The sequence below is a fragment of the Hymenobacter sp. 15J16-1T3B genome, assembly GCF_020711235.1.
Lineage (GTDB): Bacteria > Bacteroidota > Bacteroidia > Cytophagales > Hymenobacteraceae > Solirubrum.
Window position 1 is genome coordinate 506167 of sequence record NZ_JAJFAV010000001.1, and the last position, 23426, is coordinate 529592.

Sequence of the window (23426 nt, forward strand, 5' to 3'; positions counted from 1 at the left end):
TTCCTCCTACCCTTCTTCACCGCGTGCCCACGTTCACCAGGTCGGCAAATACACCGGCGGCGGTGACTTCGGCGCCGGCCCCGGGTCCCTTTACCACCAGGGGGCGCTCCTTGTACCGTTCGGTGGTAAAGGAAACGACGTTGTCGGCGCCGGACAGCTGGTAGAAGGGATGCTGCTCGTCGACCATCTGCAGGCTGATGCGGGCCTGCCCGTCGGCGAGCTGACCGATGTAGCGCAGCACCTTGCCCGCGGCGGCGGCGCGGTCTTTCAGCTCGTTGAAGTAGCCTTCGTGCGCCCGCAGCTGCTCGTAAAATGCCGCCGCCGTGGGCGCCTGCAGGCAGGCCGCGGGCAGCATGGGCTCGATGACGACGTCGTCGGGCTCCAACGGGTGGCCGGCGTCGCGGGCCAGGATGAGCATCTTGCGCATGAAGTCGCGGCCGTTGAGGTCGTCGCGGGGGTCGGGTTCGGTGTAGCCGCGCTGCTGGGCCTCCCGCACGATGTCGTGGAAAGACGCCGCACCGCGGAAGTTGTTGAAGATAAACGAGATGGTACCCGACAGAATGGCCTCGATGCGCTCCACCCGGTCGCCGGAGGTGCGCAGGTCGCGCAGGGTACGGATGATGGGCAGGCCGGCGCCCACGTTGGTTTCGTAGTAGAAGTCGGCGCCGTGCTGGCGGGCGGCGTCGCGCAACTCGCGGTACTGCTGGTAGGGGCCGGAGTTGGCTATTTTGTTGCAGGTCACCACCGAAATGCTGTGGCGCAGCGCTTCGGCGTAGTAGGCGGCCGGCTCCGGGGCAGCGGTGTTGTCGAGGAGCACGCAGTTGGGCAGGTTCAGCTGCTTCATGTGGGCCACGAAACGGGCGAGGTCGGCCGGCTCCGAGTGGCCGTTTTCCAGCGCGGCTTCCCAGCCGTCGAGGGGCAGGCCGCCCGCGTCAACGACCATGCGGCGCGAGTTGCTCAAGCCCACCACCCGCACCTGCACGCCGTTTTGTTCGCGCAGAAAGTCCTGGTGGGCGTGCAGCTGCGCGAGCAGGGTGCGGCCGATGTTGCCGGTGCCCAACGCGAAGACGTGCAGGGTCTTGGTCAGCGCCACGAAAAACGCATCATGCACCGCGTTCAGGGCCTTGGCCAGATCGGCCCGGCCGATGATGACGGATATGTTGTACTCCGAGGAGCCTTGCGCAATGGCCCGCACGTTGACGCCGTTACGGCCCAGGGCCTGAAACAGCTTGCCCGCAATGCCCGGCGTCTGCTTCATGTTCTCGCCTACAATGGCCAGCACCGCCAAATCCTCCTCAATGCCGGGCAGCTCCAGCTTGCGGGCCTGCAGCTCCAGCTCAAATTCTTGCCCAATCAACTCCTGAGCCCGCACCGCGTCGTGGGGCGCCACCGCGAAGGTGATGCTGTGCTCCGACGAAGCTTGGGTGATGAGGATGACGTTGATTTGCTCCCGGGCCAGCAGGGAGAACAGGCGCCCGCTGAACCCCGCCTTGCCCACCATACCCGAGCCCTCCACGTTGATGACGCTGATGTCGTTGATGCTCGATATGCCCTTGATGGGCAGGGCCGAGGGCTGGCAGTCGTGCCGGATGGTGGTGCCGGCGAAGCTCAGGTCGAAGGTGTTTTTGATGACGATGGGAATGCGGCGCATGAAAGCCGGAATCATCGTGGGCGGGTAGATGACCTTGGCCCCGAAGTACGACAGCTCCATGGCCTCGGTGTAGCTCAGCTCGGACAGCGAAAATGCCTTGTTGACCATGCGCGGGTCGGCCGTCATCATGCCGTTGACGTCGGTCCATATCTGGATTTCCCGCGCCCCCAGCGCCGCCCCGAGGATGGCAGCGGTGTAGTCGGAGCCGCCGCGGCCCAGCGTGGTAATGCGGCCCTGCAGGCTGCGGGCGATGAAGCCCGTCACGAACAGCAGCCGACCGGGGTGCTCCTGCACGAAGCCGCGGATGAGCTGCTCGGTCAGCTCCGTTTCCACCCGCGCCTGCCCGTGGTGCGCGTCGGTGCGGATCAGCTCGGTGGCCTCCACGCACAGCGCCTCGGGGAAGCGCACTGCGGCTAGGGAGCTGACCAGAAAGGTGGCGCACCGCTCGCCGTAGCTCAGCACCCGGTCCAGGGTCTGGGACGTCAATTCGCGCAGGCTAGCTATGCCCAGCAACAAGTCCTCCAGCTCGTTAAAGAGCAGCTTCAGACGGGTAAGCACGGGGTTTTGGCGGGCCGCGTCGAGCAAGGACTTGACCACCCCGAAGTGGCGGTTTTCCAGTTCCATCAGCATGGTGGTGACGGGCCGGCCCGCGGCGGCGGCTTCGGCGGCGGCCAGCAGCAGGTTGGTCACCCCGCTCATGGCCGACAGCACCACGACGGGCCGCTCGCCACGAGCTGTTTCCTGGGCCACCACTTCCAGCAAGGTGCTGATGCTGGCGACGGAGCCGACGGACGTGCCGCCAAATTTGAGAATGTTCATGGCAGGGGCATAAAAAAACGCCTTCCCGGGCGGCGGGAAGGCGTTGGCTGAAAGGTGCGAAGCAGGTTTGATTAGCCCCCGATGCGCGCGCCGCCGTCCCACCCGCTGCGGGCGGTTGTGGTGGTCGTGGCGGTTGTGGTCAGGCCGAAGCGCATAGCAAGTGAGGGGGCGTTGGGCTAAAGAAAGGCAGTCAGCGGGTTATACGCAAGTTTTTGTCGACTACGTGCAACGAATAAATAATAGCGGAACACTATTTGATGATACCGCTCGGCGTCGCCGCGGGCGGCGGCTTCCTGTTTTCCTTACCCTTCCTATCCCATGAAAACAAAACTACTCGCGCTGTTGCTGGCCGGTTTGGCCTGGCATCAGCAAGCGGCGGCGCAACGCGGCGCGCGTTGCGTACCCCGTGCGGCCATTTACCCCGCGTTCTACCTGATGGGCTACGGCCACCACCGTGGCAGCGCCTGCGCCGACACCGTGGAGCGCCCCTTCGAACCCAGCCGCTGGGGCGCCTTCTTCGGACTGGCCGGCGCCCAAACCCGGCACGGCAGCCTCGGCGGGGCCGAATTTGAGGGCAATTACCGCCTCGGCCCCAAGGCGCAGACCGGGCTGGTAGCCAACGTCCTCGTGCCGCGGCGCATCCAGTCGAATCTGGGCGTGGCTGATGCGGCCAAGCCTATGCTCGGCCTCTACTCCCTCACGGGCCGCGCCCGCCTCTTCGTGCTCGACAACGCCCGCTTGCGCCTGGCCCTGCTCACCGGCGCCGGGGCTGGGGTGGCCACCCTCGCCGACCGCAGTCAGCAGGTCGCCGACAAGGGTCAGGACGCCGGCTGCGGCTGCGAGCCGAGCACCCACGCCAAGACGCTGGGTACCTCGGTGGGGCTGGTGGCCCTGGGCGGCACCTCGCTCACCTACAAGCTGCGCTCCGACCTCTGGCTGACCGCCAACGCCTACTACCAGCAGTGGGCCGGCGCCACCCGCTTCGGCCGCCAGGCCGACGTCTCGCCCTGGCTTGTCAGCGTGGGCCTGACCATGCCGGACCGCTGGAAATAGCCGTCTACGGCCGCTATCCTTCGCGGCTCCGTGTCCGCCCGTTGTGCTCCTGGCGCAGCGGGCGGCTTGTTTTTGGCGGGGCGGGGCTGCTATTTATTATGTTCTTTGCCCGATTACAGCACTAATTGTTCATCGGAGCTTATTTATGAAATACATTTTCTTGCCGGCGGCCCTGCTATTGGTGGCTGCCGGAGGCCGGGCTCAGACGGCAGCCGGAGGTCTATTGCTGAGCGGGAGCGTGGGCTACATCAACACCAAAGGAGAAACAACCGCCCCCGCTTCCGCCGCGCTCAATCAAACCACCCAGAATCAACGGTTTAATTTCTCGCCCCGGGTCGGCTACTTCCTGTCCGACAAGCTGACCGTGGGCTTGCTGCTCGACCTGAGCCGGACGAAGCTGCAGGAACCGGATTTCTACCCCAGCGGCCAGCCCGTCACGCGCGTGACCAACGACCACCTAACGCAGGTGGGCCCGTTCGTGCGCTACTACTACGCGGTGAGCGACAAAGCGGCGTTCTACGGGCAGTTGGCCGGGGGCTACGCCAAGCTCAAAGAAGAAGTCAGCTACGAAGCCGGGGGCGCCAACCAAACAACCTACGAACCCAAGGGCGGCTTTGCGGATCTAATGCCGGGCTTCGTGTTTTTCCCCACCAGCAAGTTGGGGCTGGAGCTTACGCTCGGCAGCCTGAGCTATAACTACCTGGTTGGCACGCTAGCCAATGCCAACGCCCCGGGCATTAACCCCGAACTGAAGGTTTCGTCCTGGGAAGCCCGCTTTGGGCTCACCCAACTCATGCTGGGGGCCTCGTTCTACCTTGGCGGCTCAGGCAGCAAGTAGCCCGCCGGTTATTTGGCCCGACTATGCGGCCCTCGGTCGGCTGTCGAGCGGGGCCTCCTCGGCTACTGACTACTTCGGTCCCGCCACCACCAGCAGCATCTCGGCCGGCGCATCCTCCGGAAACTGCTCCAGGAAGACGTTCTGCGAAGTCAGCTTGCGGGCTTTCACGGCCTCCTGCAGCGCCGGATACAGCCGACCCGGCGCCAGCATGAAGTTGGCCTTCACGCGGGCGCGCAGCACCCGCTGCCCAGCCGCGAAGGTGCGGTAGCGGTAGCCCACCGGCAGCGGCTGGCTCACCGTATCGGGCACTACTACGCCCACGAAGGCGTCGATTTCCTCGCCCTCGGCCACGGCGTCGTTGTAGTAGATGTTGCCGAGCGTGCCCTTCAGCGTGCCCTTGCGGTACAGCTCGTTGGCCTCGGCGAAGAGCTTGCCGAACTGCTTGTCGGGAATGCCCTTGTACGCTTTGCCGGCCAGGAAGACGGGGCGCTCGGTGGTAACTAAGTCAATCTGCGGGGTGCTGAAACCGCCCAGCCAGGCGTAGACCCCGGCGAAAATCAGCAGCAGCGCGGCGCCGATCAGGAAAAACCAACGGGACATTGAAAAGGTGAAATGGTGAAATGAAGAAGTTGTGCAGCTGTAAGCGGCCCGGGTGAAGTCGTGCGGTTCACGATTTCACCTTTCACAACTTCGCCCTTAGTCCGTCACGTACTGCATCTGGTAGAGCTGGGCGTAGTAACCGCCCGGCAGGCGCAGCAGCTCCTCGTGCTGCCCGCTTTCCTTGATTTCGCCGCGGTCGAGCACGATGATGCGGTCGGCTTTCTGGATGGTGCTCAGGCGGTGGGCAATGACCAACGAGGTGCGGCCCTGCATCAGCTTCTCGATGGCCTGCTGAATCATTTCCTCCGTCTCCGAGTCCACCGAGGAAGTGGCTTCGTCGAGGATGATGATGCGCGGGTCGTACACCAGGGCGCGCACGAAGCTGATGAGCTGGCGCTGGCCGACCGACAGCGTAGAGCCGCGCTCCATCACCTTGTACTGCAGCCCGCCGGGCAGCCGCTCGATAAACTTATCGGCCCCCACGAGCTGGGCCGCGTGCCAAATCTGGGCCTCCGTGATGTCGTCGTTGCCCAGGGTGATGTTGTCCTGAATGGTGCCATTGAAGAGGAACACGTCCTGCAGCACTACGCCGATGTGCTTGCGCAGCGCTTTCAGGTCGTACTCGCGCAAATCGTGGCCGTCGACGCAGATTTCGCCCTGCTGAATGTCGTAGAAGCGGCTGAGCAGGTTGATGATGCTGGTTTTGCCCGCCCCGGTAGCGCCCACGAAGGCCACGGTCTGCCCGGGCTTCACGTCAAAGTTGATGTCCTTGAGCACCCACTCCGGCTCGTTGTAAGCGAACCACACGTGGCGAAACTGCACCTCCCCGCGCAGCGTGGCGGGTCGGCGCGTGCCTTCGTCGGGGATGAAGTCCTGGCTGTCGAGCAGCTTGAGCAGGCGCTCGGTGCTCACCAGGCCCAGCTGCAGGGTGTTGAACCGGTCGGCAATCTGCCGAATGGGCCGGAAAAACAGCGCGTTGTACATGATGAAGGCAATGAGCGCGCCCTTGGAGATGGTGCCCTCGATTTGCCCGTGCGAGGCGTACCACACCAGCAGGCCCACGCCCACCGCGCCCAGCACCTCGGCTACCGGGAAGTAGATGCTGTAGTAGAGCACCGAGCGGATGTTGGCGCGGGTGTGCTCCTGGTTGAGCTTTTCAAACTTGCGGAACTCGCGCTGCTCGTTGTTGAAAATCTGCACGATGTTCATGCCTGTCAGGTGCTCTTGCACGAAGGCGTTGAGGTTGGCCACCGCCGTGCGCACCTCCTGGAACGACTTCTTGACCTTCTCCTTGAACACGTAGGTGCTGAAGAGCAGCGGCGGAATTACCGAGAGGCTCACCAGGGTCAGCCGCCAGTCGATGTAGAACATGAAAGCCATGATGAACACCAGCTGCAGGATGTCGCCAATCATGGCCGCCAGCCCCTCGCTGAACACGTCCGACAGCGTTTCCACGTCCGAAATGTTGCGCGTGACGAGCACCCCGATGGGCGTGCGGTCGAAGAACTGCAGGCGCAGGTTCAGGATGTGGCGGTAGAGGTCCACGCGGATGTCGCGCACGATGTACTGGCCCAGCCAGCCACCGTAGTAGGTCTGCAGGTAGCTCACGCCGGTATGAAGCACCAGCAGGCCCAGCAGCAGGGCAAACATGCGGTTTAGCCCCGGCCAGTCGCCGTTGCTGATCTGCACATCCACCATCTGCTGAATCAGAAAGGGGCGCACCGTGCCCAGAGCGGCGGTGGCAATGGTCAGGACGATGAGCAGCGCAAACACGCCGCGGTAAGGCCGGATATAGACCATCAGGCGCCGCAGCACCTGCCAGTCGAAGATGTTGCCGGCTTTGGCGGAGGTAGCGGCGGGCGCAGCAGATTCCACAGGCAGCGGGTGGGATTAAGTGGGCAGGAGAATGGGTTCGGCAGTAAACCGCCCAAACGCGCCGCAAGTTACGCCGGCCAGCCCGTAGGAGTGACTATCGACCCGTCAAGCCGAACAACACTTGTCCACTCGTAGCACTATAATAAGCAAACATATTCGACGCTATAATTGACGAAGTGCACCTATCGTTTTTTGCCTGATTATCCAGTGTCAAAGCGTTTTTATTGTTTCAAAGGAAATTGTTTTACAGTTCACATAAAACCTGGATTTTAGGTGCTCTTCGCGGGTATTTGCAGGTATGATATAAGGAGCAAAATCAGCTATTACGCTTTCATCAACATCTGATATATATAACTGTGCCCAACCGATAACTGAATTATTATCTAAATCAAGTTTATTTATATATTCAAAAACATCGAAGAATTTTAATTCTACTATTTCCCAACTCTCCGCTTCATAATTATATACTTCTATTTGAGTACAAATGTCTGTCATTGAATCTAATAGCACAACGCTTACATTTCGGATGATACAGTCGTCAAGCTCTTGATACATAGCGCAAAACTGCGCTATAGACGAATTACTCCCCATGGATTGCATTGCTGTTTCATCATGCCCTTTATTGGCAACAAACTTTTGATTACACCTTAATATGAAGAGCCTTTTCCCTCGGTCTGCTGCCAGTAGAAAGGCCGCAGCTCGGCGTCCGTCACGAAGAAGGGCTTCTCCGCCGGTTCCTGGTCCGGCAGCAGCACTTCCGGCGGATACTCCACCCGGCTCAGGAATAGTCCCTGCGCCGGGGCCGCGCCGCTGGCCGCAATGCGCTGCTGTTGGTGCAGTACCTCGGCAAACTGCGCGGGCGTGAGCCGGCCGCGGCCCACGTCGAGCAGGGTACCCACCACGAGGCGCACCATGCCGCGCACGAAGCGGTTGGCCCGGATGCGAAACATCAGCCCGTGCGGCGTGGGGTGCCAGCCGGCCTCGTGTACCCAGCAGACGTAGTGCGTCTCGGCCCCCTTCACCTTGGAAAACGCCGTGAAGTCGCGCTGCCCGACGAGGTGCTGGGCCGCCTCGTTCATGGCCGTCACGTCGGGGGCTTTGTCGAGCCACAGGGCCTGGTCGCGGCGAAACGGGTCCCGGCGCAGCGCCACGTGGTACTCGTAGGAGCGCGCCACGGCCGAAAAACGGGCGTGGGCCTCGGGCTGCACCGGCGTGAGGGCGTAGGCGCCGATGTCGTGCGGCAGGGCGCGGTTGAGACGGTAGAGCAGCTGCTCCAGGGTCAGCCCCGCGGGCAGTTCGGCATCGAAATGCGCCACTTGGTGACTGGCGTGCACGCCCGCGTCGGTGCGGCCGCTGCCCAGGGAGTACACCGGCTGCCGCAAAATCTGCGTGAGGCGACGGTCCAGTTCCTGCTGCACGCTCGGCGCGTTGGGCTGCATCTGCCAGCCGCAGTAGCCGGTGCCGTCGTAGGCGAGTTCGAGGAAGTAGCGCAAAGGAAATTGGGAATTATGAATGCGGCAGTGGCTTGGTGCCGGCCGGTTTGTCAATCAGCCACCCATTCCCAATTCCGCATTCAGAATTAACGAGTAGAGCAGGCCGTCGACGGTTTGCCCGTCCTTGGTGATGCTCTTGCGCAACCGGCCTTCCAGCGCAAAGCCAGCCTTTTCAAGCACGCGCGCCGAGGCAGGGTTGTACTCGAACACCGTCGCGTAAAGCCGGCACAGGTCGAAATGCGTCAGCGCGTAGGCGGACAGCGCTTCGACGGCCGCCGTGCCGATGCCGCGGCCCCAGCAGACACGGCCCAGCCAGTAGCCAATTTCGGCCGAGCGGCGGCTGATGTCGTCCTGAAACAGCACGCTGATGGAACCGGCCGCCTCGCCGTCCACCTCAATGCACAGGTGTAGGTCGCGGCTGCCGTCGGCATTCACAAAGCGCACGTACCACTCGGCGTCGGCCAGGGTGTAGGGGTGCGGAAACCGGTCGCGCAGGTTGCGCCAAATGTCCCAGTCGTTGGCGTGACGGGTCAGCGCAGGCGCGTCGGCGGGAGCAAAGGGCCGCAGGCGCGCGCCGGCCACGGGCAGCGGCAGCACAGGCCGCAGCAACTCCGAGGAGGCCGGCGCGGCCGCCATTACAGCTTCTCGTAGATGACCGCAGCCCCCTGCCCTACCCCGACGCACATGGTGGCCAGGCCGTAGCGCACGTCGTCGCGGCGCTGCATCTCGTGCAGCAACGTGGCCGTGATGCGCGCGCCCGAGGCCCCCAGCGGGTGGCCAATGGCAATGGAGCCGCCGTTGACGTTGATTTTGGCCGGATCCATGTCCAGCGCGCGGCAGCAGGCAATGACCTGGGCGGCAAACGCCTCGTTCAGCTCGATCAGGCCGATGTCGTTGATGGTCAGGCCGGCGCGCTGCAAGGCTTTCTGAGTGGCCGGAATCGGCCCCACGCCCATCACGGCCGGATCAACACCCGCCACGGCCGCCGACACCACCCGGGCCAGCGGCTTCAGGTTCAGACGCTTCACGGTTTCCTCGCTCACCACCAGCGTGGCAGCCGCGCCGTCGTTGATGCCGGCCGAGTTGCCGGCCGTCACGGTGCCGTTCGGGATGAAAGCCGGCTTCAGGGTAGCCAATTTCTCCAGGGCCGTGGCGCGCGGGTGCTCATCGGTGTCGAACATCACGGCCTCGGTCTTGGGCTGGGCCACGAACACCGGCACGATTTCGCGGCGGAAACGGCCCTTCTCAAACGCCCGCTGGTATTTACGCTGCGAGTCGAAAGCCCACTGGTCCTGCTCCTCGCGGGTGACGCCGTACTGCTTGGCCACGTTCTCGGCGGTTTCGCCCATGGAGTACGGGTGGTGCAGCTTGGCCAGTTTGGGGTTCACGAAGCGCCAGCCCAGCGTGGTGTCGTGGGCGGTGAAGTCGCGGCCGAAGGCCGTTTCCGACTTGGCCATGACGAACGGGGCGCGGGTCATGCTCTCGGCCCCACCAGCCAGGTACACGTCGCCGTCGCCGGCACGTACGGCGCGGGTAGCGTCGATGATGCTCTGCAGGCCCGAGGCACACAGGCGGTTCACCGTCACGCCAGCCACCGACAGCGGCAGGCCCGCCAGCAGCGCGGCCATGCGGGCCACGTTGCGGTTGTCCTCGCCCGCTTGGTTGGCGGCGCCGATGATAACGTCTTCGATGGTGTTGGGGTCGATGGTCGGGTTGCGGCGCAACAGTTCGCGCAATACGACGGCGGTCAGGTCGTCGGGGCGCACGGCGCTGAGGGCGCCGCCAAACTTGCCGACGGGCGTGCGCACCGCGTCGACGATATAGGCTTCGGGCATTGGAGTAATGCGGGTTAGCGGAGTCTTTTGGCTACTTTTGCCGGCCGTCGTCGGCCTGCCATTCGCTCATAACAACAAAGATGATACAAAGAATTCAAAGCGTTTTCCTGCTGCTGCTTGCCATCTGCATGGCCTGCGTCCTGTTCCTGCCGATCTGGGCCAAAACCGACCCGCAAACCAACCAGACCGTCACGCTCACGGCCACGCAGCTGACCCCGACCAACCCGGCGCAGGCCCCCATTGCCACGTACGCCATTGCTGCCCTGGCCGTCCTCTCGATTGTGGTGGCCCTGGCCGAAATTTTCCAGTACAAGAAGCGCATGACCCAGCTCATGCTCGGCTCGCTGAATCTGCTGCTCATCTCGGCCACCATCGGCGCGGCGTTCTACTATTCGTCGCAGGGCGAGCAACTGGTCAACGTGAAGATGCCCGGCACCTTCGAAGCCGGTTTCTACCTGCCCACGCTGGCCTTGCTGCTCAACCTGCTGGCCAACCGCTTCATCCGCCGCGACGAGAAGCTGGTGCGCTCCATGGACCGCCTGCGCTAAGCTCCGCTGACCGGCTTACAGGCCGAAGAGCTTGTCCGTAACAACAAACGCCCCAACGCTAGCTGCGTTGGGGCGTTTGTTGTTACGGCCGGCGGCGGTGGTAGCGGGTTACGCGCCGCGGTTCTGCTCGATGAACTGCTGCATTTCCCGCACGCTAGCATCGAAGGTAAACACGTCGTAGACGCGGTAGAAGTTCTGCCGGTCGGCCACGCGGCCGTAGGCAAACTTGGCCAGTTCCACGCGGCCCCGGTCGAAGTCGAAGCCCTGCAGCAGGCGGCGCAGGTCCTCGCTGCGGATGTCGCTTTCGGCCAAGGCTTGCTTGGCCAACAGCACTTTCTGGTCTTCAAAAGACCGCGCCTTCACCGCCTGAAACAGCTGCTCGGTTTCCTGCGGCGTCAGCAAGTGGCGCTGGTTGGCGTAGCCGCCGTTGCCATAGTCGTGGTTGGTATAGGTCCCGTTGCCGTAGCCGCCGCTGTTGCCCGGGCCCGGCTGCGGATAGCCGCCACCGTAATTGCCGGCCGGCGGCTGGGTGCTAGGTCCGGGGTGGTTGCTGCCGTAGCCGCCGTTGTCGTAGCTGCCCTCGTCGTTGCGACCGTACCAATCGTCGCGGGTGCCGGGGGCGGGCCAGCTGCTCGGGCCGCCGAAGGGCGTGGGCTGGCACTGGTAGCCGTAGTCGTCGGGGCGGCCGGGCCCGCGGCCGCCGGCCCAGCCGGACAGCGGCGCCTCACTCACGCGTTGCAGCACGGGCGGGTAGCCCCGGCGCGTCACCAGCACGAAGCGGCTTTCGCGGCCGGGCACCAGGTCGACGCGGGTGCGGAAGCTGAGCACTCCGCCGTTGGCCGGCAGCTGAAACTCGGCCCAGTGCTGACCCGGGGCCAGTCGTTCGAAGCGCACGTCGGTCATGCCCGCGCGCCCGCCGATGCGGTAACCGTCGAGACGCAGGCGGAAGGGCAAGCCGCGCTCGGAGCGCACGGCCAAACCCGCTGGAATGGCCAGGGCCACCTGCACCGTCAGCAGCAGGCTCAAGCCCAGTAGTAAGATGTTTTTCATAGCTGTAAGAGGGCGAAGCGCCGCTTCCAGAGTGGCAGCGGCTGCGAGGCGCTAAGCCAACATCTGTGCCAATTCCGCGCACGATTCAGCACGAGCCAGCGTCTCCCCGAAAACAAAAGCCCCCGCACCAGGTCGGTGCGGGGGCTCAAGAAGCGCTGCGGTTGCAGACGCTTAGTTGGTCGTCGAGGGCGTGGCGTTGATCTTGGTCACCTTGAACTCCGTGCGACGGTTCTTCTGGTGCTCTTCCTCGGTCTTCGCGTTCTTAATCACCGGCTTCGTTTCGCCGTAGCCCTTAGCCGTGATGCGAGCGGCCGGCACCCCTTTCGAAATGATGTAGTCCACGGCCGACTGCGCACGCTTCTGCGACAGGGTCTGGTTGAAGGCATCTTTACCGCGCGCGTCGGTGTGCGAGCTAAGTTCGATGTTGATGTCCGGGTTGTCCACCAGCGTCTGCACCAGCTTGTCCAGCTCCGTGGCTGCATCCGGGCGGATGTCCCACTTGTTGTAATCGTAGAAGATGTTCTCCACTACGATGGCCTTGTTCACGACGATTTTGTCGAGCGTCAGGGTCACCGGCACGGTGATGTCGTTCTGCTCGTTGGGCAGCTGATCCTGCGTTGGGGTCTTGCCCACGGTGCTCACGTTCTGACGAGCCGTGAAGTAACCGCCGCGGTCAGCCATAAAGGTGTACGTAGCCGAGGTATCAAGCTTCACCTTGAACGAGCCGTCGGCAGCCGTTCTCACGTCCTGCTTTTGCCCGTTGCCCGCGGTGATGGTCACCGTTTCATCAGCCAGCGGCTCGGTAGCGCCGGTCTTGGCGTCCTTGCCCAGCACCTTGCCTTCGGCGTAGAAGGTCACGAGCTTGAGCGGCTTCTTGCGGAACATGTACAGGTCGTCCGAACCCTTACCACCGGAACGGTTCGACGAGAAGATGCCCATGTCGTTGCCGGTCAGGTACGGCGCGAAATCGTCGCCGGTGCTGTTGATCGGCGTGCCCAGGTTGGCCACTTTGCCGTTCTTCTCCACGCGGAACAGGTCGAGCTTGCCGAAGCCCGGGTGCCCGTCGGACGAGAAGTACAACGTGCCATCCGGGCCCACAGCCGGGAAGTTCTCGTTACCGGGGGTGTTGATCTGGTCACCCAGGTTCTCGGGAGCCGAGAAGCGGTTGTTGGCGCCCAGCGTAGCCTTGTACAGGTCGTTGCCGCCCTGCCCGCCGGGGCGCGACGAAGCGAAGTACAGCGTCTGCCCGTCGGGCGAGAGCACCGGCGAGAAGTCGTCGGCCTTGCTGTTGTTCACGCCGCGCACCAGTTCGGGCTCGGTCCAGGTGCCGCCGCGGAAATACGACACGAACAGGTCCACGCTCAGCAGGCCTTTCTTCGAGCCGTCGTTCGAGCGGGCGAAAATCATCATTTTGCCGTCAGGCGAAAACGTCGCCGAGGCCTGGTGCATGTTCGGCTTGTTGAACACCGGCTTGCCGGCGTCCTTGTCGTTCTTGGCCGGAGCCGCCGGGGCCGGCGTAGTGCCGGTGGCACCAGCGGCAGGCGCCGGCGCAGCGGCGGCACCACCCATGGCCACCGTTTCGTAGGGCATTACCGTACCGCCAGTCATCTTCTCCGCGTCATCGAACTTGATGGCGTAGAGGTGGTTGAAGCCTTCACCGTTGCCGGGGTATTTTTTCCCGTCGCGGCCCGAGGCAAACACCAGCTCTTTGGTGTCGGGCTTGATGGTGGCGCTAAAGTCGGACGAGGCCGTGTTGATCTGGTCCAGCGGGGTCACCTCGTTGTTGTTGCGCATGGCCATCAGGCCGGGTACGGCCTTGGCGTTCTGCGCTTCGCGCTCGGCGCGGGCTACCAGCGTGCGGTTGGTGCCGCTGGTGGAGTACTGCTCAAACTGGGTAGCGGCCTCCTCGTACTTGCCGTTGGCTTTCAGGGCCAGGCCGTAGTAGAAAGGCGCATCGGCATTCTTCACCCCACCATCCAGCGCAGCCTTGTAGTACTGCTCGGCCTGCTCGATGCGGTTCGACATGCGGTAGGCCTCGGCGATTTTGTAGTTGGCCGTGGCAATGTCCTTGCCCTTAGCCACATCGGCCTTGTAGAGTTCAATGGCGGTTTCATACTCGCCACGGGCAAAGCGCTTATCGGCTTTGCTCAGCCCGCCCGACGCGGCGCAACCGCCCAGGACGGCCACCGAGCCAGCCGCTGCGCAAGCAACGATGAGGTTCTTCATAAGGTGGTAGAAAGAGAGAAGGGGTGGTGGTGGAGGTGGTGGTGGTCCGGGTGGAACCTGCCCAAATTGGGGCTAGCAATAATACTAAGTTTACATAGTATTCCGCCGCTACTCCGGATTTTTTCCTAGCTGCCAGCAAAATAACGAGCCAGCCAGGTCGTTGCGGCCGGCGCAGGCCAGGCCGTTTCCAGGGCGGCGCGCTGGCTCACGGTGTTGTCGAAGTAAGGCGAATCGGGGCGCAGCACGCCGGCCTGCACGGCCTGCTTCAACTCGCGGCGCGGCACCAGCAGCACCTGCCCGTCGGGGTTCAAAAAGGCCATGTCTTCCTTGGCCAGCAGCTGCACGCCCAGGGCGGCTTCCAACTCGCGCACGAAGCGCACGGAAGCGTCGATGGAGCAGCCGCTGGCGTCGGCCACGGCTTCGTCGAGGCCGATGACGAGGAATTGCCGGTGGCGAAACTCGGCTGAGGCGCGTAGGGTGCGGCCGTGGCTGGTCCAGGCTTCGGAAAACTGCTGCAGGGCGGGCTGCACGGCGGCTAGCTCGGCGTCGGTGAGGGGGCGGCTAGCCTGATAAATCCAGACGCGGGCCGTGGCGGGGAGTTCGTGAAAAGCGACGAACATGGTAAGAAGTAAAGGTCGGGGCCGCAGCAACGAGGCCGGTTTTGAACCGGGCGCGGCCCAAAATGAGAAGGCCCGCGCCCCGGACAAAAGTTCCGGCGGCGCGGGCCTGAAAGGTAGCAGGTTTGGCCGTAGGGCCGGGCTAGGCGTTGAGGCCTTCGGCGGAGGCCACCAGTTCGGCCAGGTCAAACACCTGCACGTTGTTTTCGCGCTCCTTGTTCTTCACCCCGTCGCTCATCATGGTCATGCAGAAGGGGCAGCCCACGGCGATAATGCCGTTATCGGACTTCTTGGGCGAGGGCGTGGCGCCTTCGTTGCCGCTTTCCACGCCGTAGAGGGCATCCAAGGCGGCCGCGTTGCCGTCGAGGGTGGCCAGGGCTTCCTCGGTGCGCTCCACGTTGATGTCCTTCTTGCCGGGCTCGGGTTCTTTCCACATCTGCGCGCCGCCGGCGCCGCAGCACAGGCCGTTGGCTTTGCTGCGCTTCATTTCCACCAAGTCGGCATCGAGGGCGGCCAGCACTTCGCGCGGAGCCTCGTAGATGTTGTTGGCGCGGCCGAGGTAGCAGGAGTCGTGGAAGGTGATGCGGCGGCCCTTGTACGATTCGCCGCCCTGCACTTTCACGCGGCCCTCGTTGATGAGCTGCTGCAGGAAGGTGCTGTGGTGAATGACCTCGTAGTTGCCGCCCAAGGCGGGGTACTCGTTCTTGATGGTATTGAAGCAGTGCGGGCAGGCCGTCACAATCTTCTTGATGCCGTAGCCGTCGAAGGTGGTGATGTTCTGCATGGCCTGCATCTGAAACAGGAACTCGTTGCCGGCGCGCTTGGCCGGGTCGCCGGTGCAGGTTTCTTCCATGCCCAGCACGGCGTACTTCACACCCACGTGTTCCAGAATGCGCACAAAAGCGCGGGTCACGCGCTTGTACCGGTCGTCGAAGGCGCCGGCGCAGCCGACCCAGAACAGCACTTCGGGCTGCTCGCCGCGGGAAGCGAGGTCGGCCATCAGCGGCACGGAAACTTGGCGTTTGGCTACTTGCTCAGCCATATTATCGGTTGACAGTTGTCAGTTAATCGTTGTTTATCAGCCCGTCATGTCGAGCGTAGTTGAAACATCTTGCCGGATAGTAATCTGTTCATTGAACGAGAAATTTACTATCCCACATCAGCTCGCGAGATGTCTCGACAAGCTCGACATGACGTTCTTTTATTCTCTTTCTTCTGCCCTACTTCTCAGCCACGTACAGGTCGTCGGCCCAGTTGAAACGGTCGGAGGGCGAGAAGGCCCAGGGCGCCCCGTTGTTTTCGATGTTGGAGAACATCACGTTCAGCGAGTTCGGGGCGGCCGACTCTTCCAGCACCAGGTAGCGGCGCATCTCGATGATGCTGTCCAGCGGGTTGATGTTGACGGGGCAGGCTTCCACGCAGGCGTTGCAGGTGGTGCAGGCCCACAGCTCCTCGGGCGTCACCTTGCCGCGCACCAGCGTGCCTTCTTCGTCCACGTGCACGCGCTCCTCGCCCTGGTACTTGTTGGGCTCGAAAATCAGCGGCGACTCGTATTTCTCCTCGATCCGGTCGCGCGTGTCCATGATGATTTTGCGCGGCGAGAGCAGCTTGCCGGTGATGTTGGCCGGGCACACCGAGGTGCAGCGGCCGCACTCGGTGCAGGAGTAGGCGTTGAGCAGGTTCAGCCAGGAAAGGTCGTCGGCGTCTTTGGCGCCGAAGCGCTGCACCACCGGGTTGCCCTCGGCATCCACGGGCGGGGCGGGCACCGGGTAGCTCGGATCGAGCATGGCCTTCACCTCGTGGGTGATGCTGTCGACGTTGGAGAACTGCCCCTGCGGGACCAACCTCGTGTAGTACACGTTCGGGAAGGCCATGATGATGTGGAAGTGCTTCGACGAGGGCAGGTAGTTCAGGAAGGCCAGAATGCCCACGATGTGAATCCACCAGCCCACGCGCTCCAGCACGTGCAGGGCCGTTACGTTGTCGGGCATCAGGCCCACCAGCAGCGAGCTGACGGGGAAGGTGCCGGGCAACTCCACGCCTTCGAGCTGGTGCAGCTTCAGGTCGGCCGAGTTCATGGTGAACAGGGCCAGCATCAGCGCTACCTCCACGTAGAGGATAATGTTGGCGTCGAGCTTGGGCCAGGCGCGCAGCTCCACGCCGGTAAAGCGGCGCACGGGCTGCGTGCGGTTGCGGCGCCACCAGAAGGCGGCTACGGCGATGATGACCAAGGCGCCGAGCACTTCGTTGGTGGCCATCAGCACGTCGTAGAGCGGGCCGAGGAAACGCAGGACGCGGTGGGTGCCGAAGATGCCGTCAATCATAATTTCGATGACCTCGATGTTGATGACGAGGAAGCCGACGTAGACCACGAGGTGCAGCAAGGCAGGCGTGATGCGCTTGAACATCTTCTGCTGGCCGAAGGCAACGAGCAGCGTCTTGTTGATGCGCTCCGACACGGAGCCGCCCATGTCGCGGTCCTTGCCGCGCAGAATGTTGGCGCGAATCTTTCGCACCTGCCACGCAAACAGCCCGATGCCCAGGGCTGCGACGAGCAGAAAGAGAATTTGTTGAAGCACTTGTACCACGGAACGGGGGGGAATGGTGGGCCGGCAAGATAGTAGGCATGCCGAATACTTTTGCTACGCTTACAAAAGTATTCCGTTTTCGCCGCAAGATTTTTTTTGTTCAAAAACTTGCTTTGTGAATCTCGCTGCGTAGTTTTGCGCTCCATTCAGCCACCAAGGCAACTGGTGATGTAGCTCAGCTGGTAGAGCAAAGGACTGAAAATCCTTGTGTCGGCGGTTCGATTCCGTCCATCACCACAGAAAACCCACTCCGCATTGTGCAGAGTGGGTTTTTGCTTTTTGTCAGTTTTCATTTCGGCCCGACGCGGTCGGCGGGAAGCGGCGCGGAGTGCCGGGCAACCAGTGACCAACCGCATGGACTCTCAAGCGCCGGATGCGCATGCTACTCAAGAACTACCGCCAGCTCAGCCAGAAGCAGCCGGCAGCGGGATGCGGATGCGCACAAAGGTGCCCACGGCGGGCGACGAGCCCGTTTCCATGTGCCCGCCGAGCAGCTCTACCCGGTCGCGGATGCTGCGTAGGCCCAGGCCAGCTCCTTTGGGCTCCGCGGGAAAGCCCACCCCGTTGTCTTCGGCGCGCAGCAGCACGTAGCCGGGCACCACTTCCAGCGCCAGGCTGGCTTCCGTGGCGTGGGCGTGCTTGACCACGTTCTGAGCCAGCTCCTGGGCCATGCGGAACAGGGCCACTTGCAGCGGCTGGGGCAAGGACCGCGGCAGCTCTTCCAGCTCCAGGTGGCAGTCGAAGCGCAGCTGCTTGGTGCTAATCGTGCGGCAGATATCCTGCACGGCGGCCTCCAAACCGTACTCGTTGAGCACCATGGGCACCAGCTCGTGCGAGAGGGCGCGGGTTTGGCGGATGGCGTCGGCCAGCAACTCGGTGGCGCGCCGCCACACCGGCGAGGCATCGGCGGGCTGCAGCTGGTCGAGCTGCAGCTTGGTGGCGTAGAGCACTTGGCCGACGCCGTTGTGCAGTCCCTCGGCAATGCGCCGGCGCTCCGTTTCCTGGGCGTCGAGCACGGCGTTGAATAGGGTTTGTTGCTGCTGCAGGCGCATGCGCAGGTTTTCCTGCTCCAGACGGTGCACGTCGGATACGTCCGCATCCACGCCCAGCAGGCGCACCGGCCGGCCGGCGGCATCGGGCAGCACCACGACTTTTACGCGCACGGTTTTCTCGACCGGGCCCACGCGCAGGCGCAGGGTTTCCTCCAGGTCGCAGGGGGCCTTGGTGAGGCAGTGCACGAGGCGCTCGGCGGCGGGGCGGTCCTCGGCCACCACGTAGTCGAGGTAGAGCGCCGGGTACACGGGGTGCCCGGGCGGAAGCTGGAAGAGGCGGTACATGCCCGCCGACCAGCGCATGCGTTCCGCGGCCGGCTCGTACTCCCAGCTGCCCAGCTGCGCTACCGCTTCGGCCTGCTCCAGCAGGGTAAACCGGCGCAGGTGCTCTTGCTGCGCGTGTTTAAGCGCCGTAATGTCGGCCGTGGTGGTGGCCACGCCGTCGTTTAGCCTCACCGTGGATTGGGTAAACCAGCCGTCGAACTGTTCGTGGGCGTAGTGCCGCTCGCTGCGGTCGGGCTGGCCGGTTTCGACGACCTGCTTGAGCGTGTCGAAGATGCCCACCTCGACCACGCCGGGGTTGCAGACGAGCAGGAGCTGGCCGATGACGTCGCCGTAGGTCTGCTCCGCCACGGCGTTGTTGAGCACCCAGCGGAAGTCGATGATGTCGCCCTGCTCGTTGCGCACGGCTTCAAACACCTGAATCATGTCCAGGGAGCTGTCGATGGTGGCTTGCAGCAGCGCTCGGCTGGCTTGCAGTTCCTGCTCGGCCTGCTTGCGGGGCGTGATGTCCTCGGTGTTCATCACGAATCCGTCGCCCAGCTGCACCAGGGTCTGGTGAAACCAGCCGTCGAACTGCTCATAGCCGTAATACACCTCGTGGTCGACGGGCACGCCGGTTTCCGTCACTTGCACAAATAGCGCGAACAGGCCGGACTCAACTACGCCCGGGTTTTGCGTCAGCAGGCGCTTGCCCACCACGTTGCCGTGCTGCGACACCCAGACCTTGTTGGTGAACACCCAGGTGAAGTCGACGATGCGGCCCTGCTCGTCGCGCACGGCTTCGAAGGCCTGCACGCTGAAGAAAGAGCTGTCCAGGGTGGCCTGCAGCCGCTGGGCGGCCGTGTGCCAATGCTCCTCGGCGTGCTTGCGGGCGGTGATGTCGCTGCCCGTGCCGATCCACTCCACCAGCTCGCCGCGGGCATCGAGCACCGGCATGGCCCGCGAATGCACCCAGCCCACCGAGCCGTCGGCCAGGAACACGCGGTGCTCCAGCTCAAAGATGCTTTTGCTGCGGATGGCCTGCTCGATGGCGGCGGACACCACGGGCCAGTCTTCCGCCGGAATATAGGCCTGCAGCCACGAGTCGGTGGTGGTCGGCGTATCGGCCATCACCCGTTGGCCGGCCAAGCGGTACATCTGCCGCCAGTCGGCGCTCATCTGGTAAACCACGTTCAGGCTGGCCGTTACGAACAGGCGAAACTGCTCCTGCGAAGCCAGCAGGGCCTGCGCAGTGCCTTGCCGCTCGGTCTGGTCCTGCACCACCCCTTCCAGCCGCAGGGGCTGCCCGGCCGCATCGACGACCACCCGCCCGTGCGACTCCAGCAGGCGCCACTGCCCGTCGGCGCGCCGGATGCGGCGGGTGTACTGATAGGGCTGACGCTGCGCTATGGCCTGCGCCAGCACCCGCTGCACGGCGGCCGCGTCGTCGGGGTCGGAGCGGGCATCAAGCCAGGCCAGGGACGGGGCAAAGGTGCCGGGCTCTTGGCCGAACAAGCGGCACATGCCGTCGGAGAAGTGAATGGCGCCGGTGGCCACGTCCAGCTCGTAGCTGCCCAGTTGGGCCACGGCTTCGGCGGCCTTCAGGCGGGCTTCGCTCGCCCGGAGTTGCTGCTGGGCCTGGCGCAGCTGCTGGTTTTCCCGGTGTAGCTTGTCCTGCCGGGCCTGCAGCTCGGCAATCAGCGCCTGGGCCTGGGCCAGGCTGGTGACAGCAGCGGCCGGTGGCGGTGTGGGGCCGGGCGGCTCGTGTGGAAGACGCCCGGCAAACAGTGGTTCTTCCATGACAAACGACCCAGTCTATGATGGTGCTTGCCAAAGAACTGCCTGCGTAACCGGGCTTTTCTGCAGACGAGCCAAGGAGATGAAAGGGCGTGGCGGCACACGCGCTGCTGCTAAGTACGGCTCAGCAAGCAACAAGATCTGCTGGCAGCAGGCAAGCTCGGCCTGCTTTCGGTGGGCTGCTGCGGGCTTCGCCTGCTGAATCAGCAGGGCTGACCATCCGGAAAACGGTTCTGAAGCCTCCCAAACCGCTGCGGAAGACATCGGACGAAGCCGGACGTTCTGCGTTGCTTTCGGACCCTTTCCCAAAAAATCAGTCAACTCCTGCGTTTGCTTGTTCTCCCCTCAATGCTGTCGACATCGACCGGCGCGGCGTTGCGGGCTGACGCCTGCCCCAAAGGGTGCCGGCAATTATTACCACCGAAGCGGCGCTGTAGCGGACCGCACCGGTACCGGCTACGGGGTTGGTCGGAGAAAATCGGGCCGGCTGGCAAAACCGGGTAATGGTGCCCGCAGCGTCACGGCCCTCGTCCTGATGACCGGTAATGGTGGTCCGCTCCTACCCTGCGGTTGAGCTACCCGGGCCGCAAATTCCCGGGCTGCGCAGCCGCGGCATTCGGTGCGCCGGTTCACCCAGGTTGGTTGCGCCGGTTTCCGCACTGCCATGCCATGAACGACGTGTGGCACGACGATAACCGGCTTTAGTTGAAACGGCTGTGCTTACCCGGCATACGTATAAGGCCTGAAATACAGTATCTTGGTACGTACGTCAGCCGCCGCTGAACCTGTCAGGCGCCCCCTCGCCTCCCGCCCCCGCCGGCTAGCGCGCATTCAGCCTTTTCCCAACCGCCGGGCTCAGACGGTACTGCACCGCGCCATGAGCACCCCTACCCGCATTTTGCTGGCCGACGCCGGCTCTGCGTTTCACGAGCGGCTGCGCCCCCTGCTGCTGGGCCCGCACCCGCCGTTTTCGCTGGACTGCCCGAGCACGCCCGCGGCCGCCCACTACGCCATTCGCTGCGCCGCCCACGATGTGTACCTAATCGACCAGCACTGGGGCCCGCAGGGCGGTTTGGCCTTCGTGGGCGAAGCGCTGCGCCGGGGCAGTTGCGGCCCGTTTATCCTGCTGACCGATCGGCCCAGCGGCGGCCTGGAGCCTCTGGGCAGCCCGGCCGGCCGCGTATACTGCCTGCCCACCCGCCAGCTGGCGCTGGAGCAGCTGGTGCCGCAGCTGCACAGCGGAGTACAACTGACGCGCGAGTTGTTGCGGCGGCACCAGCTCAGCGCCGCCCTGCTGCGGCAGGTACAGCACCAGGCGCACGAACTGGAGCAAAACGCCATCCGCGGTCAGGTGCGGGCGGCCCAGGCCCAGCAAGCCTTGCGGCGCGAGCGGGAATTGAACGAGCTGAAGTCGCGCTTCCTGACCATGGCCTCGCACGAGTTTCGCACGCCCATGAGTACGATTCTCTCCTCTGCCGCTCTCATCGAGCGCTACACCAGCGGCGAAGACGACGCCAAACGCCGCAAGCACGTGCTGCGCATCCGCTCGGCCGTGGCCAACCTCGACGGCATCCTGCGCGACTTCCTCGTGCTCGACGGCCTGAACCAAGCCAAGGTGCCGTACCACCCGGTGGCCGTGCCCCTGCCCGCTTTCGTGGCCGATGTAGCCGAAGAGGCCCAGCAGGTCGCCCGCCCGGGCCAGCAGGTAAGCTATGCCCACGTGGGCGCGGCCGGCACGGTGCTAACCGATGCGCAGATCCTCAAGAACATCCTGCTCAACCTGCTCTCCAACGCCAGCAAGTACTCGGACCAGGGCCAGGAAATTCGCCTGACCTCGGAAGCCACCCCCACCGAGCTGGTGCTGACGGTGCAGGACGAAGGGATGGGCATTCCGCACGACGAGCAGCCGCGGCTGTTCACCGATTTTTTCCGGGCCCGCAACGCCGCGCGTATTCAGGGCACGGGCCTGGGCCTGTACCTCGTCAAGCGCTACGTGGAGCGCCTCGGCGGCCGCATCAGCTTCCTGAGCGAGCCGGACATAGGCTCCACTTTCACCGTACGGCTGCCCCTGCAGCCGCCCCCCAGCCATGAAAACGATACTGTTGATTGAAGACCACGAGCCCATGCGCGAAAACACGGCCGAGATTCTGGAGCTGGCCGGGTACCGCGTGGTGCAGGCCGCCGACGGCAAGCGCGGCGTGGAGCTGGCCCGCAGCGCCGTCCCCGACCTGGTTATGTGCGACGTGATGATGCCCGAGCTCGACGGCTTCGGCGTGCTCCACATCTTGCACCAAGACCCCACGACCACCGACATTCCCTTCCTGTTCTTGACGGCCAAGGCGGGCCACGACGACCTGCGCCGCGCCATGAATGCCGGCGCCGACGACTACCTCACCAAGCCCTTCGACGACACGGTGCTGCTCGATGCCGTGGCCATGCGCCTGAGCAAGCACGACGCCCGCCCGGCGGTGGCGCCCCCGCCGGCGGCCTCGGGCCTGCGGCTCCTGCAAGAGTGGATGGCCGCCCCGGCCCGCCTGAAGCACTACAAGAAAAAGCACCCGCTGTACATGGAAGGCGACGCGCCGCACAGCGTGTACTGGCTGCAGCACGGCGCCGCCAAAACCTCTAAAATCGACAAAGCCGGCAACGAGTACATCACCGAGCTCAGCAGCGACGGGCAGCTGCTGGGCTACCGCGCCGTGCTCGGCCGCAGCGACTATACCGACACCACCGTGCTGCTGACCGACGCCGCCGTGGCCCAGCTCCCCCACCAGGAGTTCGAGACCCTTCTGGCGCAGCACGCCGACTTGGCGCGCTACTTCTGGGAGTTGATGGCCCACGACGCCGCCGCCCGCGACGCGCGGCTGCTGGAGCTGGCCTACCAACCGGTGCGGCGGCGGCTGGCGCTGGCGCTGGTGCGCTTCGAGGAGCTGTACCGGCCCATGGGGCACCTGGGCCAGGGCACGCGCATTGCCCGCGAAGACCTCGCGGCGCTGGTGGGCGCGTCCAAGGAAACCGTCAGCCGCACCCTCAGCGACTTTCGCGCCAAGGGCCTGATCGAGGTGACCGGCCAGGACATTACCATCCTGGACGCGCCCCGCCTGCGGCGGCAGCAACCGTAAG

The 23426-nt window shown here is 64.1% G+C and carries 18 protein-coding genes and 1 tRNA gene; 6 read left to right on the forward strand and 13 right to left on the reverse strand.

The window, feature by feature from the left end:
- Positions 1–16: 16 nt before the first annotated feature.
- Positions 17–2470, reverse strand: coding sequence for a bifunctional aspartate kinase/homoserine dehydrogenase I (gene thrA, locus LJ737_RS02110; RefSeq protein WP_227762584.1), 2454 nt, complete (start codon positions 2468–2470; stop codon positions 17–19).
- Between the two features lie 318 nt (positions 2471–2788).
- Between thrA and LJ737_RS02115 the strand changes: the two genes are divergently transcribed.
- Positions 2789–3523 carry a hypothetical protein gene (locus tag LJ737_RS02115; RefSeq protein ID WP_227762585.1) on the forward strand — a complete coding sequence of 245 codons (735 nt, stop codon included), beginning with the start codon at positions 2789–2791 and terminating at the stop codon, positions 3521–3523.
- 145 nt (positions 3524–3668) lie between these two features.
- Complete coding sequence (locus LJ737_RS02120) at positions 3669–4361, forward strand: outer membrane beta-barrel protein (protein WP_227762586.1); 693 nt, start codon at positions 3669–3671, stop codon at positions 4359–4361.
- 69 nt (positions 4362–4430) lie between these two features.
- Here LJ737_RS02120 and LJ737_RS02125 read toward each other — a convergent pair whose 3' ends face one another.
- From LJ737_RS02125 to LJ737_RS02150, 6 genes are all read right to left on the reverse strand, one after another.
- On the reverse strand, positions 4431–4961 hold the full coding sequence (locus LJ737_RS02125; RefSeq protein WP_227762587.1) for a hypothetical protein: 531 nt from the start codon (positions 4959–4961) through the stop codon (positions 4431–4433).
- A gap of 96 nt (positions 4962–5057) precedes the next feature.
- Positions 5058–6761, reverse strand: coding sequence for an ABC transporter ATP-binding protein (locus tag LJ737_RS02130; protein ID WP_227762946.1), 1704 nt, complete (start codon positions 6759–6761; stop codon positions 5058–5060).
- 285 nt (positions 6762–7046) lie between these two features.
- A complete protein-coding gene (locus LJ737_RS02135; RefSeq protein WP_227762588.1) occupies positions 7047–7391 on the reverse strand; it encodes a hypothetical protein in 345 nt (114 codons plus the stop codon).
- 92 nt (positions 7392–7483) lie between these two features.
- Positions 7484–8329, reverse strand: a complete 846-nt coding sequence (gene truA, locus LJ737_RS02140) for a tRNA pseudouridine(38-40) synthase TruA (RefSeq protein ID WP_227762590.1) — start codon at positions 8327–8329, stop codon at positions 7484–7486.
- Between the two features lie 54 nt (positions 8330–8383).
- Positions 8384–8965 (reverse strand): GNAT family N-acetyltransferase, encoded by a 582-nt coding sequence (locus tag LJ737_RS02145; RefSeq protein WP_227762592.1) that lies wholly within the window; start codon positions 8963–8965, stop codon positions 8384–8386.
- Positions 8965–10164, reverse strand: a complete 1200-nt coding sequence (locus LJ737_RS02150) for a thiolase family protein (RefSeq protein WP_227762593.1) — start codon at positions 10162–10164, stop codon at positions 8965–8967. The genes LJ737_RS02145 and LJ737_RS02150 overlap by 1 nt, the downstream gene beginning before the upstream one ends.
- 80 nt (positions 10165–10244) lie before the next feature.
- Between LJ737_RS02150 and LJ737_RS02155 the strand changes: the two genes are divergently transcribed.
- A complete protein-coding gene (locus LJ737_RS02155; protein WP_227762594.1) occupies positions 10245–10712 on the forward strand; it encodes a DUF4293 domain-containing protein in 468 nt (155 codons plus the stop codon).
- A gap of 108 nt (positions 10713–10820) precedes the next feature.
- Here LJ737_RS02155 and LJ737_RS02160 read toward each other — a convergent pair whose 3' ends face one another.
- From LJ737_RS02160 to LJ737_RS02180, 5 genes are all read right to left on the reverse strand, one after another.
- Positions 10821–11762: a proline and serine-rich protein 1 family protein gene (locus tag LJ737_RS02160; protein WP_227762595.1), complete on the reverse strand. Its 942-nt coding sequence runs from the start codon at positions 11760–11762 to the stop codon at positions 10821–10823.
- Between the two features lie 171 nt (positions 11763–11933).
- A complete protein-coding gene (locus LJ737_RS02165) occupies positions 11934–13988 on the reverse strand; it encodes an OmpA family protein (RefSeq protein ID WP_227762596.1) in 2055 nt (684 codons plus the stop codon).
- A gap of 125 nt (positions 13989–14113) precedes the next feature.
- Complete coding sequence (locus LJ737_RS02170) at positions 14114–14608, reverse strand: hypothetical protein (protein WP_227762598.1); 495 nt, start codon at positions 14606–14608, stop codon at positions 14114–14116.
- 139 nt (positions 14609–14747) lie between these two features.
- A complete protein-coding gene (locus LJ737_RS02175; protein WP_227762948.1) occupies positions 14748–15605 on the reverse strand; it encodes a (Fe-S)-binding protein in 858 nt (285 codons plus the stop codon).
- A gap of 220 nt (positions 15606–15825) precedes the next feature.
- Positions 15826–17193 carry a 4Fe-4S dicluster domain-containing protein gene (locus LJ737_RS02180; protein WP_227762600.1) on the reverse strand — a complete coding sequence of 456 codons (1368 nt, stop codon included), beginning with the start codon at positions 17191–17193 and terminating at the stop codon, positions 15826–15828.
- Between the two features lie 164 nt (positions 17194–17357).
- Here LJ737_RS02180 and LJ737_RS02185 point away from each other — a divergent pair.
- Positions 17358–17430, forward strand: a tRNA-Phe gene (locus tag LJ737_RS02185).
- 167 nt (positions 17431–17597) lie between these two features.
- Here LJ737_RS02185 and LJ737_RS02190 read toward each other — a convergent pair.
- Positions 17598–20306, reverse strand: coding sequence for a sensor histidine kinase (locus tag LJ737_RS02190; protein WP_227762602.1), 2709 nt, complete (start codon positions 20304–20306; stop codon positions 17598–17600).
- Between the two features lie 874 nt (positions 20307–21180).
- Here LJ737_RS02190 and LJ737_RS02195 point away from each other — a divergent pair.
- Together LJ737_RS02195 and LJ737_RS02200 are read left to right on the forward strand one after the other, a co-directional pair.
- Positions 21181–22413 (forward strand): sensor histidine kinase, encoded by a 1233-nt coding sequence (locus tag LJ737_RS02195; protein WP_227762604.1) that lies wholly within the window; start codon positions 21181–21183, stop codon positions 22411–22413.
- Entirely contained in the window at positions 22391–23425 is a 1035-nt protein-coding gene (locus tag LJ737_RS02200; RefSeq protein WP_227762607.1) for a response regulator, read from the forward strand. Before LJ737_RS02195 ends, LJ737_RS02200 begins: the two co-directional genes overlap by 23 nt.
- Position 23426 lies beyond the last annotated feature (1 nt).

Bases quoted from the DNA above. Each gene is read 5' to 3' on its own strand.
- LJ737_RS02120 (WP_227762586.1), top strand. From the start codon at position 3,669: ATGAAATACATTTTCTTGCCGGCGGCCCTGCTATTGGTGGCTGCCGGA.
- LJ737_RS02190 (WP_227762602.1), bottom strand. From the start codon at position 20,306: ATGGAAGAACCACTGTTTGCCGGGCGTCTTCCACACGAGCCGCCCGGC.
- LJ737_RS02115 (WP_227762585.1), top strand. From the start codon at position 2,789: ATGAAAACAAAACTACTCGCGCTGTTGCTGGCCGGTTTGGCCTGGCAT.
- LJ737_RS02150 (WP_227762593.1), bottom strand. From the start codon at position 10,164: ATGCCCGAAGCCTATATCGTCGACGCGGTGCGCACGCCCGTCGGCAAG.
- LJ737_RS02170 (WP_227762598.1), bottom strand. From the start codon at position 14,608: ATGTTCGTCGCTTTTCACGAACTCCCCGCCACGGCCCGCGTCTGGATT.
- LJ737_RS02165 (WP_227762596.1), bottom strand. From the start codon at position 13,988: ATGAAGAACCTCATCGTTGCTTGCGCAGCGGCTGGCTCGGTGGCCGTC.
- LJ737_RS02135 (WP_227762588.1), bottom strand. From the start codon at position 7,391: ATGTATCAAGAGCTTGACGACTGTATCATCCGAAATGTAAGCGTTGTG.
- LJ737_RS02175 (WP_227762948.1), bottom strand. From the start codon at position 15,605: ATGGCCGACCTCGCTTCCCGCGGCGAGCAGCCCGAAGTGCTGTTCTGG.
- LJ737_RS02160 (WP_227762595.1), bottom strand. From the start codon at position 11,762: ATGAAAAACATCTTACTACTGGGCTTGAGCCTGCTGCTGACGGTGCAG.
- LJ737_RS02200 (WP_227762607.1), top strand. From the start codon at position 22,391: ATGAAAACGATACTGTTGATTGAAGACCACGAGCCCATGCGCGAAAAC.
- LJ737_RS02145 (WP_227762592.1), bottom strand. From the start codon at position 8,965: ATGGCGGCCGCGCCGGCCTCCTCGGAGTTGCTGCGGCCTGTGCTGCCG.
- thrA (WP_227762584.1), bottom strand. From the start codon at position 2,470: ATGAACATTCTCAAATTTGGCGGCACGTCCGTCGGCTCCGTCGCCAGC.
- LJ737_RS02155 (WP_227762594.1), top strand. From the start codon at position 10,245: ATGATACAAAGAATTCAAAGCGTTTTCCTGCTGCTGCTTGCCATCTGC.
- LJ737_RS02130 (WP_227762946.1), bottom strand. From the start codon at position 6,761: ATGGTCTATATCCGGCCTTACCGCGGCGTGTTTGCGCTGCTCATCGTC.
- LJ737_RS02195 (WP_227762604.1), top strand. From the start codon at position 21,181: ATGAGCACCCCTACCCGCATTTTGCTGGCCGACGCCGGCTCTGCGTTT.
- LJ737_RS02125 (WP_227762587.1), bottom strand. From the start codon at position 4,961: ATGTCCCGTTGGTTTTTCCTGATCGGCGCCGCGCTGCTGCTGATTTTC.